Below are 14,199 nucleotides of genomic sequence, written 5' to 3'. Positions count from 1 at the left end.
TTATTTCTCCTGACTGACAGCCGCGCAAATCACGGTGATGCCGCGGGCCTGAATATGATCGCGTGCATCAACAGGCAGGCGATCATCGGTAATGAGGGTATGGACGCTGCTCCAGGGCAGCTCCAGGTTGGGAATCTTGCGACCGATCTTGTCGGCCTCGACCATCACGATCACTTCACGCGTCACTTCAGCCATGACCCGGCTCAGGCCGAGCAGTTCGTTGAACGTGGTCGTACCGCGCGCCAGATCGATGCCATCGGCACCGATAAACAATTGGTCAAAGTCGTAAGAGCGTAGTACTTGCTCGGCCACCTGGCCCTGGAAGGACTCCGAGTGCGGATCCCAGGTGCCGCCGGTCATCAACAACACCGGTTCGTGCTCAAGTTCACTTAAAGCGTTGGCGACGTGCAGGGAGTTGGTCATCACCACCAGACCCGGTTGCTGACCAAGCTCAGGGATCATCGCGGCGGTAGTGCTGCCACTGTCGATGATGATGCGTGCGTGCTCGCGGATGCGTTTCACCGCCGCACGGGCGATTGCCTGTTTGTATTTGGAAACGCTCTGTGCGGTTTCCGCGACGAGTTCCTGAGGCATGGTGATCGCCCCACCGTAACGGCGCAGCAATAGACCGTGGCTCTCCAGCGCAGCCAGGTCCTTACGGATCGTAACTTCTGAGGTTTCGAAGCGCTTGGCCAATTCGTCGACACTCACCTCCCCCTGCTCGTTGAGCAAGGCGAGAATGTTATGGCGGCGTTGAGGCGTATTGCGTTTCGACATGGCGGCGGCTTAAGTTTCGATTCGAAAGATAACGGAAGTAATCAAAACCTATTGCCCACAAATCGTCAACCCGGCAAACAAAAAAAATCGCAGACTTCAGCAGTCCCATACAGGAGCTGCCGAAGGCTGCGATCGCGTCATCTCAAAAATGACTGTGGATAACTCAGTCCTTTTTGATCTTCTCTGGCCGCTTCCAGCCATCAATGTTCTTCTGTCGCGCGCGCCCTACTGCCAACTGGGCGTTATCTACATTCTGCGTGATCGTCGAACCCGCCGCAGTGGTCGCACCATTTGAGATATCCACAGGCGCCACCAATGAGTTGTTGGAGCCAATGAACACGTCCGCGCCCAACACGGTTTTCCACTTGTTGGCGCCGTCATAGTTGCAGGTGATGGTGCCGGCACCGATGTTGGTGCGTGCGCCAATCTCGGCATCGCCCAGGTAAGTCAAATGACCTGCCTTGGCGCCTTCGCCCATGTGGGCATTTTTCAATTCGACAAAGTTACCCACATGCGCCCGCGCTTCGAGCACGGTGCCCGGTCGCAGACGAGCAAACGGACCGGCATCGCTGCCTTCGCCGAGAATCGCGCCTTCGATGTGGCTGTTGGCCCTGATCACCACGCCTTTGCGCAGGGTACTGTCTTTGATCACACAGTTCGGACCGATGACCACGTCGTCTTCGATGACCACGTTGCCCTCAAGGATCACGTTAACGTCGATCAGCACATCGCGACCCACCGTGACCTCTCCGCGTACATCGAACCGGGCCGGATCACGCAGGGTCACACCTTGAGCCATCAGACGACGACCGGCGCGCAGCTGGTAATGACGCTCCAGTTCGGCGAGTTGCTTACGGTCGTTGGCGCCCTGCACTTCCATCGGATCCAGCGGTTGCTCGGTGGCAACTACCAGACCATCGCTGACGGCCATTTCGATCACGTCGGTCAGGTAATACTCGCCCTGTGCGTTGTTGTTCGAGAGTCGGCCCATCCAGTCAGCCAGCCGATTGGCCGGCACGGCGAGAATGCCAGTGTTGCCTTCGGTGATTGCGCGCTGCGCTTCGCTGGCATCTTTGTGCTCGACGATGGCGGCAACTTTGCCGTCGGCGCTGCGAACAATGCGGCCATAGCCCGTTGGGTCGTCGAGCTCCACGGTCAGCAAACCCATCTGCCCCGGAACGACATGCTTGAGCAGGCGCTGCAGGGTTTCGACTTCGATCAACGGCACGTCACCGTAAAGAATCAGCACAGTGTCGGCAGTAATGAATGGCACGGCTTGGGCAGTCGCGTGACCAGTGCCCAGTTGCTTGTCCTGCAACACGAAGTTCAGATCGTCGGCCGCGAGACGCTCGCGCACCGCGTCAGCACCGTGGCCGATTACCACGTGGATGCGCTGCGGGTCGAGTTGCCGGGCGCTGTGGATAACATGGCCCAACATGGAATTGCCGGCAATCGGGTGCAGAACTTTCGGCAGAGCCGAGCGCATGCGAGTGCCTTGACCGGCCGCGAGGATGACGATTTCGAGAGACATGACTGGCTACCAATCCTGGAGGTCAGCAACTGCGACCGGGGTTCTAGAATTCGGAAAAGAAAAAAGGGTAGCCGAGGCTACCCTTTTTTATCAATCGCACAACAAGCGGATGACGGATTAACCGCCAAACTTCTTGCGGATCTGCTGGACGGTGCGCAGCTGAGCTGCAGCCTCGGCCAGACGTACGGACGCAGCGCCGTAATCGAACTCTGCGCCACGCTCATGCAAGGCAGCCTCGGCAGCCTTGAGAGCTGCTTGGGCCTGAGCTTCATCCAGGTCGGCGGCACGTTGCACGGTATCGGCAAGCACCTTGACCATGTTCGGCTGAACCTCGAGGAAACCACCGGAGATGTAGAACACCTCGGCTTCCCCGCCTTGCTTGATCAGGCGGATCGGACCTGGCTTCAGATTAGTGATCAGCGGCGCGTGACCCAGAGCGATACCAAGATCACCCAGTGCACCGTGCGCAATCACCATCTCGACCAGGCCGGAAAAGATTTCTCCTTCCGCGCTGACGATATCGCAATGGACTGTCATAGCCATCTGATTGCCTCAACCTAAATGAGCGCCCGTTGCCGGGCGCCGGGATTACAGTTTCTTGGCTTTCTCGATCGCTTCTTCGATGCCGCCAACCATGTAGAACGCTTGTTCTGGCAGGTGGTCGTAGTCACCGTTGAGGATGCCTTTGAAGCCAGCAATGGTGTCTTTCAGGGAAACGTATTTACCCGAAGCACCGGTGAAGACTTCAGCCACGAAGAACGGCTGGGACAAGAAGCGCTGGATCTTACGAGCACGGTTAACCAACTGCTTGTCGGCTTCCGAGAGTTCGTCCATACCCAGGATCGCGATGATGTCTTTCAGCTCTTTGTAACGTTGCAGAACGTACTGAACGCCGCGAGCGGTGTCGTAGTGGTCCTGGCCGATTACGTTCGGGTCCAGCTGGCGCGAAGTCGAATCCAGTGGATCTACCGCTGGGTAGATACCCAGGGAGGCGATGTCACGGGACAGAACGACGGTGGCGTCCAAGTGGGCGAAGGTGGTCGCTGGCGACGGGTCGGTCAAGTCATCCGCAGGTACGTATACCGCTTGGATCGAAGTGATCGAACCTTCCTTGGTCGAAGTGATACGTTCTTGCAGAACGCCCATCTCTTCAGCCAGGGTCGGCTGGTAACCTACTGCAGAAGGCATACGGCCCAGCAGTGCGGATACTTCAGTACCGGCCAGGGTGTAACGATAGATGTTGTCGACGAACAGCAGAACGTCGTTACCTTCGTCACGGAACTTCTCGGCCATGGTCAGGCCGGTCAGTGCTACGCGCAGACGGTTACCCGGCGGCTCGTTCATCTGACCGTAAACCAGTGCCACTTTGTCCAGAACGTTGGAGTCCTTCATCTCGTGGTAGAAGTCGTTACCCTCACGAGTACGCTCACCCACACCGGCGAACACGGAATAACCGCTGTGCTCGATGGCGATGTTACGGATCAGTTCCATCATGTTTACGGTTTTGCCTACACCGGCACCACCGAACAGACCGACTTTACCGCCTTTGGCAAACGGGCAAACCAGGTCAATAACCTTGATGCCGGTTTCCAGCAGGTCGTTGCCGCCTGCCTGTTCAGCGAACGAAGGTGCTGGACGGTGAATGCCCCAACGCTCTTCGGTGTCGATTGGACCGGCTTCGTCGATCGGGTTACCGAGGACGTCCATGATCCGGCCCAGGGTCGCTTTACCGACCGGTACGGAGATGGCAGCGCCAGAATCGGTAACTTCCAGACCGCGCTTCAAGCCCTCGGTGGAACCCATCGCAATGGTACGAACCACGCCGTCGCCCAGCTGCTGCTGAACTTCCAGAGTGGTGCCGGCATCGCTTTGTACTTTCAAAGCGTTGTAGATGCTCGGTACGCTGTCGCGTGGAAATTCCACGTCGATAACGGCGCCGATGATTTGAACGATACGTCCGCTACTCATAGCTGGATCCTCTGAATATTTGAACCGTTAAACCGCGGCAGCGCCGCCGACGATTTCCGAGATCTCTTGGGTGATCGCAGCCTGACGCGCCTTGTTGTAGATCAGCTGCAAATCGCTGATCAAATCACCGGCGTTGTCGGTAGCGTTCTTCATCGCGATCATCCGCGCAGCTTGTTCAGCCGCGTTGTTCTCGACCACCGCCTGGTAGACCTGCGACTCGACGTAACGGACCATCAAGCCATCAAGCAGCTCTTTGGCGTCCGGTTCGTAGAGATAGTCCCAGTGGTGCTTGAGACCCTGATCCGGGGTTGCCACCAATGGAATCAACTGCTCCACGGTAGGCTGCTGCGTCATGGTGTTGATGAACTTGTTGGACACCACGGACAGGCGATCAATACGGCCGTCCAGGTAGGCATCCAGCATCACCTTGACGCTGCCGATCAGATCATTGATCGACGGCTCTTCACCCAGGTGGCTGATAGCTGCAACGACGTTACCGCCGAAGTTGCGGAAAAAGGCCGCACCCTTGCTACCCACGACACACAGATCAATCTCGACGCCGTTTTCGCGGTTTACCGCCATGTCCTTGACCAGGGCCTTGAACAGGTTGGTGTTCAAGCCGCCGCACAAACCACGGTCACTGCTCACCACAACATAACCAACACGCTTGATTTCGCGGTCGATCATGAACGGGTGGCGGTATTCCGGGTTGGCGTTGGCCAGATGCCCAATTACCTGGCGGATACGCTCCGCATAAGGACGGCTAGCAGCCATGCGCATTTGTGCCTTGCGCATTTTGCTGACCGCCACTTTTTCCATGGCGCTGGTAATCTTTTGCGTGCTTTTGATGCTCGCAATCTTACTGCGAATCTCTTTTGCGCCTGCCATGTAACACCTATCAGGTTAGCAAGCGGGAGCCTCGCGGCTCCCGCTGCGGCTTACCAGGTTTGGGTGGCCTTGAACTTCTCGATACCGGCTTTCATGCCAGCGTCGATTTCGTCATTGAAGTCACCTTTAACGTTGATCTTGGCCATCAAATCGGCGTGATCGCGGTTGAAGTAAGCAATCAGCGCTTGTTCGAAGCTGCCGATCTTGGCGATTTCAATGTCAGTCAGGAACCCACGCTCAGCGGCATACAGCGACAGCGCCATGTCAGCGATCGACATTGGTGCGTATTGCTTCTGCTTCATCAGCTCGGTAACGCGCTGACCATGCTCAAGTTGCTTACGGGTCGCTTCGTCCAGGTCAGAAGCGAACTGGGCGAATGCCGCCAATTCACGGTACTGAGCCAGAGCGGTACGGATACCACCGGAAAGCTTCTTGATGATCTTGGTCTGAGCGGCACCACCCACACGGGATACCGAAACACCGGCGTTCACTGCAGGGCGGATGCCCGAGTTGAACATGGCCGATTCCAGGAAGATCTGACCGTCGGTGATCGAGATCACGTTGGTCGGAACGAACGCGGAAACGTCGCCTGCCTGGGTTTCGATGATCGGCAGTGCGGTCAGGGAACCGGTTTTGCCGGTCACTGCGCCGTTGGTGAACTTCTCTACGTATTCTTCCGAAACGCGGGATGCGCGCTCCAGCAGACGGGAGTGGAGATAGAACACGTCGCCTGGGTAAGCTTCACGGCCTGGTGGACGGCGCAGCAGCAGGGAAATCTGGCGGTAAGCCACTGCTTGCTTGGACAGATCGTCATAAACGATCAGCGCGTCTTCACCGCGGTCGCGGAAGAATTCACCCATGGTGCAACCGGAGTACGGTGCCAGGAACTGCAGCGCAGGAGATTCCGAAGCACTGGCAGCCACGATGATCGTGTTGGCCAGGGCGCCGTTCTCTTCCAGCTTGCGAACCACGTTGGCGATGGTCGATTGTTTCTGACCGATCGCTACGTAGACGCAGAAAATGCCGCTGTCTTTCTGATTGATGATCGCGTCGATCGCCAGAGCGGTTTTACCGATCTGACGGTCACCGATGATCAGCTCACGCTGGCCACGGCCGACAGGAATCATGGCATCGACAGCCTTGTAGCCAGTCTGTACAGGCTGGTCTACCGACTTACGCCAGATCACGCCTGGAGCAACTTTCTCGACCGCGTCGGTCTGAGTGTTGCCCAGTGGACCCTTGCCATCAACAGGGTTACCCAGTGCGTCGACTACGCGACCCAGCAGTTCCTTACCAACAGGAACCTCGAGGATGCGGCCGGTGCACTTGGCGCTCATGCCTTCGGCAAGAGACTGGTAAGCGCCCAATACAACGGCACCTACGGAGTCTTGCTCCAGGTTGAGGGCCATACCGTAGACGCCGCCCGGAAACTCGATCATCTCGCCGTACATTACGTCGGCCAGACCGTGAATCCGCACGATGCCGTCAGATACGCTGACGACAGTGCCTTCGTTACGGGCTTGGGAGGTCACATCGAGCTTGTCGATGCGGCCCTTGATAATTTCACTTATTTCGGAAGGATTGAGTTGCTGCATTGCTCTGCTGCCCCTTCAAACTCAAGATTTCAATGCTTCGGCAAGTTTCGCGATTTTGCCGCGAATCGAGCCATCGATAACCAGGTCGCCGGCGCGGATGACAACACCCCCAATAAGGGCTTTATCTTCCTCGACTTGCAGGCGCACTTCCCGGTTGAGTCGTGCACTGAGAACCTTGGCGAGTTTGTCTTGCTGTTCTTGGTTCAATGCAAAAGCACTGGTCACTTCAACGTCTACCGACTTCTCTTGCTCGGCCTTGTACAGGTCGAAAAGAGCGGCTATCTCCGGCAGAAGCGGGAGACGGTCGTTTTCGGCAACGACATTGATGAAGTTCTGTGCCTTCACATCAAACTTGTCGCCGCACACGTCAATAAACGTGGCGGCCTTTTCTGCGCTCGTCAGTCGCGGGGCCTTGAGCACGCGCTGCATGGTGTCGTCTTGCGACACCGCTGCAGCCAGGCCGAGCATGGCTGACCAATTGGCCAGTTGCTGGTGGGCCTGAGCGTGCTCGAAGGCCGCCTTAGCGTAAGGTCGGGCCAACGTGGTCAGTTCTGCCATGATCGCCCTCGCTTAGATTTCAGCAGCCAGTTGGTTAACCAGCTCTGCGTGCGCGTTTTGATCGATTGTGGCACCCAGGATCTTCTCGGCGCCGCCGACAGCCAGCAAACCCACTTGGGCGCGCAGCTTGTCTTTGACACTGTTCAGTTCCTGTTCGATCTCGGCTTGAGCCTGAACCTTCACACGGTCAGCGTCGACACGGGCCTTTTCAACGGCCTCTTCGACAATCTGGTTACCGCGTTTCTTGGCTTGCTCGATGATTTCAGCTGCCTGAGCTTTCGCTTCGCGCAGTTGCTGACCCGCTTTTTCTTGGGCCAACTCCAGGTCGCGAGCTGCACGGCTGGCAGCGTCCAGACCATCAGCGATCTTCTTTTGACGTTCGTGCAGAGCAGCGATGACCGGAGGCCAAACATACTTCATGCAGAACAGTACAAAAATCAGGAACGCAACGGACTGGCCAATCAGGGTCGCATTAATGTTCACGCCAACACCTCGCAGTTACGTTGTCCATCACATCAAATTACTCGGAAGAATCCGGGTAATTAGCCAGCGATCTGACCAACGAACGGGTTCGCAAAGGTGAAGAACAGAGCGATACCAACACCGATCATGGTTACGGCGTCGAGCAGACCGGCAACGATGAACATTTTAACTTGCAGCATTGGAACCATTTCTGGCTGACGCGCTGCGCCTTCCAGGAACTTGCCGCCCAGCAGGCCGAAACCAATTGCGGTACCCAGTGCGCCCAGGCCGATCAACAGTGCAACAGCGATAGCGGTTAGACCAACTACAGTTTCCATCTTTCCTCCCGACTTTTACGTCGTATGGTTTAGGTTTTTTAGATTAAAGCGGTAAAACAAATCGTTTCAGGTGCCCTGTGAAGAGCCCCTTCCCGTTTGACCGGGAAGGACATCAGACTAGTCGAGACTGGCCTTAATGGTTTTCTTCGTGCGCCATCGACAGGTAGACGATGGTCAGCATCATGAAGATGAACGCCTGCAGCGTGATGATCAGGATGTGGAACACAGCCCACGCCCACTGCAGAACAACGCCCAGGCCGCTCAGCCAGAGCAGACCGCTGCCGAACATCACAGCGATCAGAATGAACACCAGCTCGCCGGCATACATGTTGCCGAACAGACGCAGAGCCAGAGAGATCGGTTTAGCGATCAGGGTCACGAATTCCAGCAGGAAGTTCACCGGGATCAGCAGGGCTTGAACGAAGATGTTCTTGCTGCCGAACGGGTGCAGGGTCAGTTCGCCGATGAAGCCGCCGATGCCCTTGACCTTGATGCTATAGAAAATGATCAGTGCGAAAACCGACAACGCCATGCCCAGAGTCGCGTTCGGGTCGGTGGTCGACACGGCGCGGAACGGGATGTGAGGGTCACCGGAGATCAGGATGGCCAGCTGAGGAATCCAGTCGACCGGTATCAGGTCGACGGCGTTCATCAGGAACACCCAGACGAAGATGGTCAGTGCCAACGGTGCAATCACCGGGCTACGGCCATGGAAGCTGTCTTTCACGCTGCCATCGACGAATTCGACCAATACTTCAACGAAGTTCTGCAAAGCACCTGGCTGACCCGAAGTCGCCTTCTTTGCCGCCATGCGGAAAAGAAGAACGAAGATCAGACCCAGCGCAACCGACCAGCCGAGAGTATCGACGTGGAAAGCCCAGAAGCCCATTTCTTTGGCTTCTGCTGCGGTGTGGGCAAAGCCCCAGCCGCCGTTGGGTAGCTGACCGAAGGTCAGGTTCTGCAAGTGGTGCTGGATATAGCCCGAAGCGGTTGTTTCTGCCATGGTTGCCTCAAACGCCCTAAGGTCTCGAAAGTCTTGTTCTCATCAGCAGGGGAGCGAACCAGCTGACCGACTGAGTCAGCACGAACACGCCGAATACTGCTATCGGCGCCAGCGGCTTCACACCTGCAAACACCAGTGCAAAGAGCACTGCCGTCAAAATCAGTTTGCCTGCCTCGCCGGCATAAAATGACCGGACGATGGACTGGGCTGCTCGGGCGCCGGAAAACCGAAATGCCTTGTGAGCGAAATATACATTGGGCAGCAAGGCTATCAGGCCTCCGCAAAGTCCCGAGTATCCGGCAACGACTCCGTGCCATTGCCAGAGCGCCAAAGCGGCAATGAGCAAAATGACAAATTGAGCCATTAACACCGGAAAAACCGCCAGGCGATGGAACGGCAGGCGGTTTGGCTTGCGGGTTTCCATCACGTTTGCTCTCCAATGGTCGGCTGCCAGAATTCAATAACTTGGCATAATTTGTGCCGACAAAATGCGCGCAGAGTATAGGGGCGGTTCTGCCCCTATTCAACTGTCAGGTAGTGATTTCCGACTGCCCGCTACATGAGGAAATGTTTCAGCGGATGTGAGCAAGCACACCTTGAAGCTCATCGAGCGAGTTGTAACCGATCACCAACTGACCCTTTCCCTTCTTCCCGTGGCGAATCTGCACCGCAGAGCCTAGGCGCTCGGCCAGACGCTGTTCGAGGCGGGCGATATCGGGGTCGGGTTTGGTGGCTTCCACAGGCTCCGGTTTGCCACTCAACCACTGGCGAACCAGTGCTTCAGTTTGGCGCACGGTGAGGCCTCGTGCGACAACATGTCGCGCCCCTTCTACCTGTTGATTGTCGGGCAGACCGAGCAAAGCACGGGCATGACCCATTTCCAGGTCGCCGTGAGACAGCATGGTCTTGATGACTTCCGGCAGCGCAATAAGCCGTAACAGGTTAGCCACAGTCACGCGTGACTTACCCACAGCCTCGGCAACTTGTTGCTGAGTCAGCTGGAATTCCTGCTGCAAGCGCTGCAGGGCGACCGCTTCCTCAATCGGGTTGAGGTCTTCGCGCTGGATGTTCTCGATCAGGGCGATAGCGATCGCGGTCTCATCCGGCACATCGCGGACCATCGCCGGGATGGTTTCCTGGCCAGCCTGCTGGCTGGCGCGCCAGCGACGCTCACCCGCGATAATTTCAAAGCGCCCGTCACCAATCGGTCGAACCACGATCGGTTGCATCACGCCTTGCGCCTTGATCGACTGCGCCAGTTCTTCCAGCGCCTGCGGGTCCATGTCCCGACGAGGCTGGTATTTGCCCCGCTGGAGCAAGTCCAGCGGCAGGTGTTGCAGCTCACGCGTGTCAGCTTGCGCGGCTTGTTCTTCCAGCGAGCTGACAGTCGGACCACTCAGCAGTGCATCCAGTCCACGTCCGAGACCTCTTTTCTTGACGGCCATGGGGATTCCTTAAGTTGCCTGAGCGGCGGCAATGCGTGAATTTTTGCGCTGACGACGAACCATCTCGCCTGCCAGGGCCAGGTAGGCCAGTGCGCCGCGCGATTGCTTGTCGTACGCCAGAGCCGGCATGCCGTAGCTCGGCGCTTCGGCGAGGCGGATATTACGCGGAATGACCGTGTCGTACAGTTGCTCGCCAAAGTGTTCCTTGAGCTGCGCCGAGACATCGTTCATCAGGCTCAGGCGCGGGTCGTACATGGTGCGCAACAAACCTTCGACTTTCAGGTTCGGATTCAGCAGTTCGGCGATACGCTTGATGTTATCCACAAGGTCGCTCAACCCTTCGAGCGCAAAGTACTCGCACTGCATGGGGATAATCACCCCGTCAGCGGCAACCAGTGCGTTGAGAGTGAGCATCGACAGCGACGGTGGGCAGTCGATCAAAATGTAATCGTAATTTTCCCGGATCGGCGCCAGCGCGCTGCGCAGGCGGCTCTCCTTCATCTGCATTTCCAGCAGAACCACTTCGGCGGCGGTCAGATCGCGGTTGGCCGGCAGCAGTTGATAACCGCCGTGCTCGGAATAGTGCATGGCCTGAGCCAGATCGCATTCACCGATCAGCAAGTCATAGACCGAGTTTTCCAGACCGTGTTTATCCACACCGCTACCCATGGTGGCGTTGCCCTGTGGATCGAGGTCGATCAACAGCACCCGGCGCTTTGTCGCGACCAGGGATGCTGCGAGGTTGATGCAGGTGGTGGTCTTGCCCACACCACCCTTTTGGTTCGCTATCGCGAATACCTTAGCCATTCTTGCTTGTGTTCCCAATCATGCCGTGCGGCGCAGTATCAGCAGATGGCGTTGGCCTTGGCAACCGGGTACGGCCAAAGCGTGTTCGCTATCGAGTTTGAAGTCTGCCGGCAATGCTACCAGCTCATCGGCCGGATGAACGCCCTTCATTGCCAGCCAGCGTGTATCGGCATCGCCGAGGTGGCGAGTCCAGTTGCTGAAGTTTTCCATGCTGCTGAACGCCCGGGAAATGATCCCGTTGAAAGGCTGAGCAGGTTGAAAGGCTTCGACACGACTGTGGATAACTTGCAGGTTATCCAGTTTGAGTTCGAGTTTGACCTGAGTCAGGAAGCGGGTTTTCTTGCCATTGCTGTCCAGACAGGTCACTTGCGAGTCCGGATACAGGATCGCCAGCGGGATGCCCGGCATACCGCCGCCACTGCCGACGTCGAGCCAGCGGCCGTCTTCGATGAACGACATCACGCTCAGACTATCGAGCAAGTGACGCGAAACCATTTCGTCCGGATCGCGCACAGCCGTGAGGTTGTAGGCCTGGTTCCATTTGATCAACAGGGCCAGATAACCCAACAGCAATTCGTGCTGGGTTTCAGTGAGATTGATCCCGAGCTCGCGGGCTCCTGTGGATAACTCTTCGGCGTGTTGCGAAGTGACCTTAGAACTCAAGCGCTTTGCTCCAACTGACGGCCCGCGCCGCGTTTTTTCAAATGAATCATCAACAGCGAAATCGCTGCCGGGGTCACGCCCGGGATCCGGGAGGCCTGACCCAGCGTCTCTGGACGAGTCGCGCCGAGCTTGCTCTGGATCTCCTTGGAGAGACCGGAAATGTTGGTGTAATCGATATCCACAGGCAGTTTCGTGTCTTCGCTGGCACGCAGACGAGCGATTTCGTCCTGTTGACGATCAATGTAACCGGCGTATTTGGTCTTGATCTCGACCTGTTCGGCCACCTGTGGATCGTCGGCGCCGTGCCCGGTCACTTCGACCAGACCAGCGTAGTCGATTTCCGGACGACTCAAGAGGTTGAGCAAGTTGTATTCGTGGGTCAGCGGTGTACCGAATTTATCCGCAATGGCATCGCCCTGCTGCGTGCCCGGGCGTACCCAGGTGCTTTTCAGGCGCTGCTCTTCGAGTTCGATGCTTTCGCGTTTCTTGCAGAAGGCCGCCCAACGCGCGTCATCGACCAGACCCAGCTCGCGACCTTTTTCAGTCAGGCGCAGGTCAGCGTTGTCCTCGCGCAGGATCAGACGGTACTCGGCACGGGAAGTGAACATGCGGTACGGCTCTTGAGTGCCCAGGGTGATCAGGTCATCGACCAGAACCCCGATGTACGCCTCATCGCGGCGCGGGCACCAGGCTTCTTTGCCCTTCGCACGCAGTGCTGCGTTGGCCCCGGCCAGCAAACCCTGGGCGCCAGCTTCTTCGTAACCGGTGGTGCCGTTGATCTGCCCGGCGAAGAACAGACCGCCGATGACTTTGGTTTCCAGGCTGTACTTCAAGTCACGCGGATCGAAGTAGTCGTACTCGATCGCATAACCGGGACGCACGATGTGCGCGTTTTCCATGCCGCGAATCGATTGCACGATTTGCAATTGCACGTCGAACGGCAAGCTTGTGGATATCCCGTTCGGGTACAGCTCATGGGTGGTCAAACCTTCCGGTTCGATGAACACCTGATGGCTTTCCTTGTCGGCAAAGCGGTGAATCTTGTCTTCAATCGACGGGCAGTAACGCGGGCCGATGCCTTCAATCTCGCCGGCGGCGGAATACATCGGCGAACGGTCGAGGTTGGCGGCAATGATTTCGTGAGTACGGGCGTTGGTGTGGGTAATCCAGCAACTGACTTGCCGCGGATGCTGTTCCTTGTTGCCCATGAACGACATCACCGGGATAGGCGTATCGCCCGGTTGTTCGGCCATCACCGAGAAATCCACAGATCGGCCATCGATACGCGGCGGCGTGCCGGTTTTCAATCGACCCACACGCAGCGGCATTTCACGCAGACGATGTGCCAGAGCAATCGACGGCGGATCACCGGCACGACCGCCAGAGAAATTCTGCAAACCGATGTGGATAAGTCCACCGAGGAAGGTGCCGGTGGTCAACACCACGGAATCGGCGAAGAAACGCAGACCCATTTGGGTGACAACACCGCGTACCTGTTCCTGTTCAACGATCAGGTCATCGGCAGCTTGTTGAAATATCCACAGGTTGGGTTGGTTTTCCAGAATTTCGCGGACAGCGGCTTTATACAAAACCCGGTCGGCTTGCGCACGAGTTGCACGTACGGCTGGGCCTTTGCGGCTGTTCAACACGCGAAACTGGATGCCGCCCTTATCGGTAGCCATGGCCATCGCGCCGCCAAGGGCATCGATTTCCTTGACCAGATGGCTTTTGCCAATGCCACCGATGGCGGGGTTACAGCTCATGGCGCCGAGGGTTTCCACGTTATGCGTCAGCAACAGGGTTTTTGCCCCCATACGCGCTGACGCCAGTGCTGCCTCGGTACCGGCATGACCGCCGCCGATGACGATCACTTCAAAACGGGAAGGGAAATCCACCACGCACCTCGTGCCTGCTTAAGTAGGTAATTCAGGAATAGTTTGAGATCAGGTTTCTGAACCCGGTCGACAAGTATAGGGACTTCGCCCTTCCTAAAGAACCCTCTGCACAAAAATTAACCAGCTGTGGAGAACTCGAGCTTAAAAGAATAAAAAAGAAAGAATTTTATAAAACCTTTGTTTTAATGCTTATTCTTACTGAGCACGTTTTCTGTGGATAGATCTCTACAGGCCTTATTTTTCAATGTGTACAGAGATTCAAAACCCTG

At 56.9% G+C, this 14,199-nt stretch carries 15 protein-coding genes; all 15 read right to left on the bottom strand.

The annotated features are described in order from the left end of the window. On the bottom strand, positions 1 to 777 hold the full coding sequence (locus AB4P91_RS05280; RefSeq protein WP_395604448.1) for a DeoR/GlpR family DNA-binding transcription regulator: 777 nt from the start codon (positions 775 to 777) through the stop codon (positions 1 to 3). A gap of 163 nt (positions 778 to 940) precedes the next feature. After that, complete coding sequence (gene glmU / locus AB4P91_RS05275) at positions 941 to 2,308, bottom strand: bifunctional UDP-N-acetylglucosamine diphosphorylase/glucosamine-1-phosphate N-acetyltransferase GlmU (RefSeq protein WP_395604447.1); 1,368 nt, start codon at positions 2,306 to 2,308, stop codon at positions 941 to 943. Positions 2,309 to 2,425: 117 nt separating this feature from the next. After that, positions 2,426 to 2,851, bottom strand: coding sequence for a F0F1 ATP synthase subunit epsilon (locus tag AB4P91_RS05270; RefSeq protein ID WP_042556889.1), 426 nt, complete (start codon positions 2,849 to 2,851; stop codon positions 2,426 to 2,428). 45 nt (positions 2,852 to 2,896) lie between these two features. Next, on the bottom strand, positions 2,897 to 4,276 hold the full coding sequence (gene atpD / locus AB4P91_RS05265; RefSeq protein ID WP_042556890.1) for a F0F1 ATP synthase subunit beta: 1,380 nt from the start codon (positions 4,274 to 4,276) through the stop codon (positions 2,897 to 2,899). 27 nt (positions 4,277 to 4,303) lie between these two features. Continuing rightward, a complete protein-coding gene (atpG, locus tag AB4P91_RS05260; protein ID WP_042556891.1) occupies positions 4,304 to 5,164 on the bottom strand; it encodes a F0F1 ATP synthase subunit gamma in 861 nt (286 codons plus the stop codon). Positions 5,165 to 5,214: 50 nt separating this feature from the next. Further along, positions 5,215 to 6,759, bottom strand: a complete 1,545-nt coding sequence (gene atpA / locus AB4P91_RS05255) for a F0F1 ATP synthase subunit alpha (protein ID WP_042556892.1) — start codon at positions 6,757 to 6,759, stop codon at positions 5,215 to 5,217. A gap of 21 nt (positions 6,760 to 6,780) precedes the next feature. After that, complete coding sequence (locus tag AB4P91_RS05250) at positions 6,781 to 7,317, bottom strand: F0F1 ATP synthase subunit delta (protein WP_042556893.1); 537 nt, start codon at positions 7,315 to 7,317, stop codon at positions 6,781 to 6,783. Positions 7,318 to 7,329: 12 nt separating this feature from the next. Then, a complete protein-coding gene (locus AB4P91_RS05245; RefSeq protein ID WP_003229781.1) occupies positions 7,330 to 7,800 on the bottom strand; it encodes a F0F1 ATP synthase subunit B in 471 nt (156 codons plus the stop codon). 59 nt (positions 7,801 to 7,859) lie between these two features. Then, positions 7,860 to 8,117, bottom strand: a complete 258-nt coding sequence (gene atpE / locus AB4P91_RS05240; protein ID WP_003097235.1) for a F0F1 ATP synthase subunit C — start codon at positions 8,115 to 8,117, stop codon at positions 7,860 to 7,862. A 133-nt stretch (positions 8,118 to 8,250) separates the two neighbouring features. Further along, entirely contained in the window at positions 8,251 to 9,120 is an 870-nt protein-coding gene (gene atpB / locus AB4P91_RS05235; protein ID WP_042556894.1) for a F0F1 ATP synthase subunit A, read from the bottom strand. Positions 9,121 to 9,136: 16 nt separating this feature from the next. Next, positions 9,137 to 9,544 (bottom strand): F0F1 ATP synthase subunit I, encoded by a 408-nt coding sequence (locus AB4P91_RS05230; protein ID WP_008084411.1) that lies wholly within the window; start codon positions 9,542 to 9,544, stop codon positions 9,137 to 9,139. A gap of 148 nt (positions 9,545 to 9,692) precedes the next feature. Further along, a complete protein-coding gene (locus AB4P91_RS05225) occupies positions 9,693 to 10,565 on the bottom strand; it encodes a ParB/RepB/Spo0J family partition protein (protein WP_047303468.1) in 873 nt (290 codons plus the stop codon). Positions 10,566 to 10,574: 9 nt separating this feature from the next. Beyond that, positions 10,575 to 11,372, bottom strand: a complete 798-nt coding sequence (locus tag AB4P91_RS05220) for a ParA family protein (protein ID WP_007911909.1) — start codon at positions 11,370 to 11,372, stop codon at positions 10,575 to 10,577. An 18-nt stretch (positions 11,373 to 11,390) separates the two neighbouring features. Continuing rightward, a complete protein-coding gene (gene rsmG, locus AB4P91_RS05215; protein WP_150593330.1) occupies positions 11,391 to 12,035 on the bottom strand; it encodes a 16S rRNA (guanine(527)-N(7))-methyltransferase RsmG in 645 nt (214 codons plus the stop codon). Continuing rightward, the gene (gene mnmG / locus AB4P91_RS05210; RefSeq protein WP_150593329.1) at positions 12,032 to 13,930 is read right to left on the bottom strand and encodes a tRNA uridine-5-carboxymethylaminomethyl(34) synthesis enzyme MnmG; all 1,899 of its coding nucleotides are present in this window, start codon (positions 13,928 to 13,930) and stop codon (positions 12,032 to 12,034) included. The genes rsmG and mnmG overlap by 4 nt, the downstream gene beginning before the upstream one ends. Positions 13,931 to 14,199: the final 269 nt, after the last annotated feature.

The organism is Pseudomonas sp. B21128 (assembly GCF_044218865.1).
Taxonomy (GTDB): Bacteria; Pseudomonadota; Gammaproteobacteria; order Pseudomonadales; family Pseudomonadaceae; genus Aquipseudomonas; species Aquipseudomonas iridis.
This window is presented reverse-complemented; position numbering and strand designations above follow the sequence as displayed.

What these genes read in the sequence shown, in the direction of transcription:
- atpG (WP_042556891.1), bottom strand. Translation starts at nt 5,164, where the DNA reads ATGGCAGGCGCAAAAGAGATTCGCAGTAAGATTGCGAGCATCAAAAGC.
- glmU (WP_395604447.1), bottom strand. Translation starts at nt 2,308, where the DNA reads ATGTCTCTCGAAATCGTCATCCTCGCGGCCGGTCAAGGCACTCGCATG.
- AB4P91_RS05280 (WP_395604448.1), bottom strand. Translation starts at nt 777, where the DNA reads ATGTCGAAACGCAATACGCCTCAACGCCGCCATAACATTCTCGCCTTG.
- AB4P91_RS05270 (WP_042556889.1), bottom strand. Translation starts at nt 2,851, where the DNA reads ATGGCTATGACAGTCCATTGCGATATCGTCAGCGCGGAAGGAGAAATC.
- AB4P91_RS05230 (WP_008084411.1), bottom strand. Translation starts at nt 9,544, where the DNA reads ATGGAAACCCGCAAGCCAAACCGCCTGCCGTTCCATCGCCTGGCGGTT.
- atpE (WP_003097235.1), bottom strand. Translation starts at nt 8,117, where the DNA reads ATGGAAACTGTAGTTGGTCTAACCGCTATCGCTGTTGCACTGTTGATC.
- AB4P91_RS05225 (WP_047303468.1), bottom strand. Translation starts at nt 10,565, where the DNA reads ATGGCCGTCAAGAAAAGAGGTCTCGGACGTGGACTGGATGCACTGCTG.
- atpD (WP_042556890.1), bottom strand. Translation starts at nt 4,276, where the DNA reads ATGAGTAGCGGACGTATCGTTCAAATCATCGGCGCCGTTATCGACGTG.
- atpB (WP_042556894.1), bottom strand. Translation starts at nt 9,120, where the DNA reads ATGGCAGAAACAACCGCTTCGGGCTATATCCAGCACCACTTGCAGAAC.
- AB4P91_RS05250 (WP_042556893.1), bottom strand. Translation starts at nt 7,317, where the DNA reads ATGGCAGAACTGACCACGTTGGCCCGACCTTACGCTAAGGCGGCCTTC.
- atpA (WP_042556892.1), bottom strand. Translation starts at nt 6,759, where the DNA reads ATGCAGCAACTCAATCCTTCCGAAATAAGTGAAATTATCAAGGGCCGC.
- AB4P91_RS05220 (WP_007911909.1), bottom strand. Translation starts at nt 11,372, where the DNA reads ATGGCTAAGGTATTCGCGATAGCGAACCAAAAGGGTGGTGTGGGCAAG.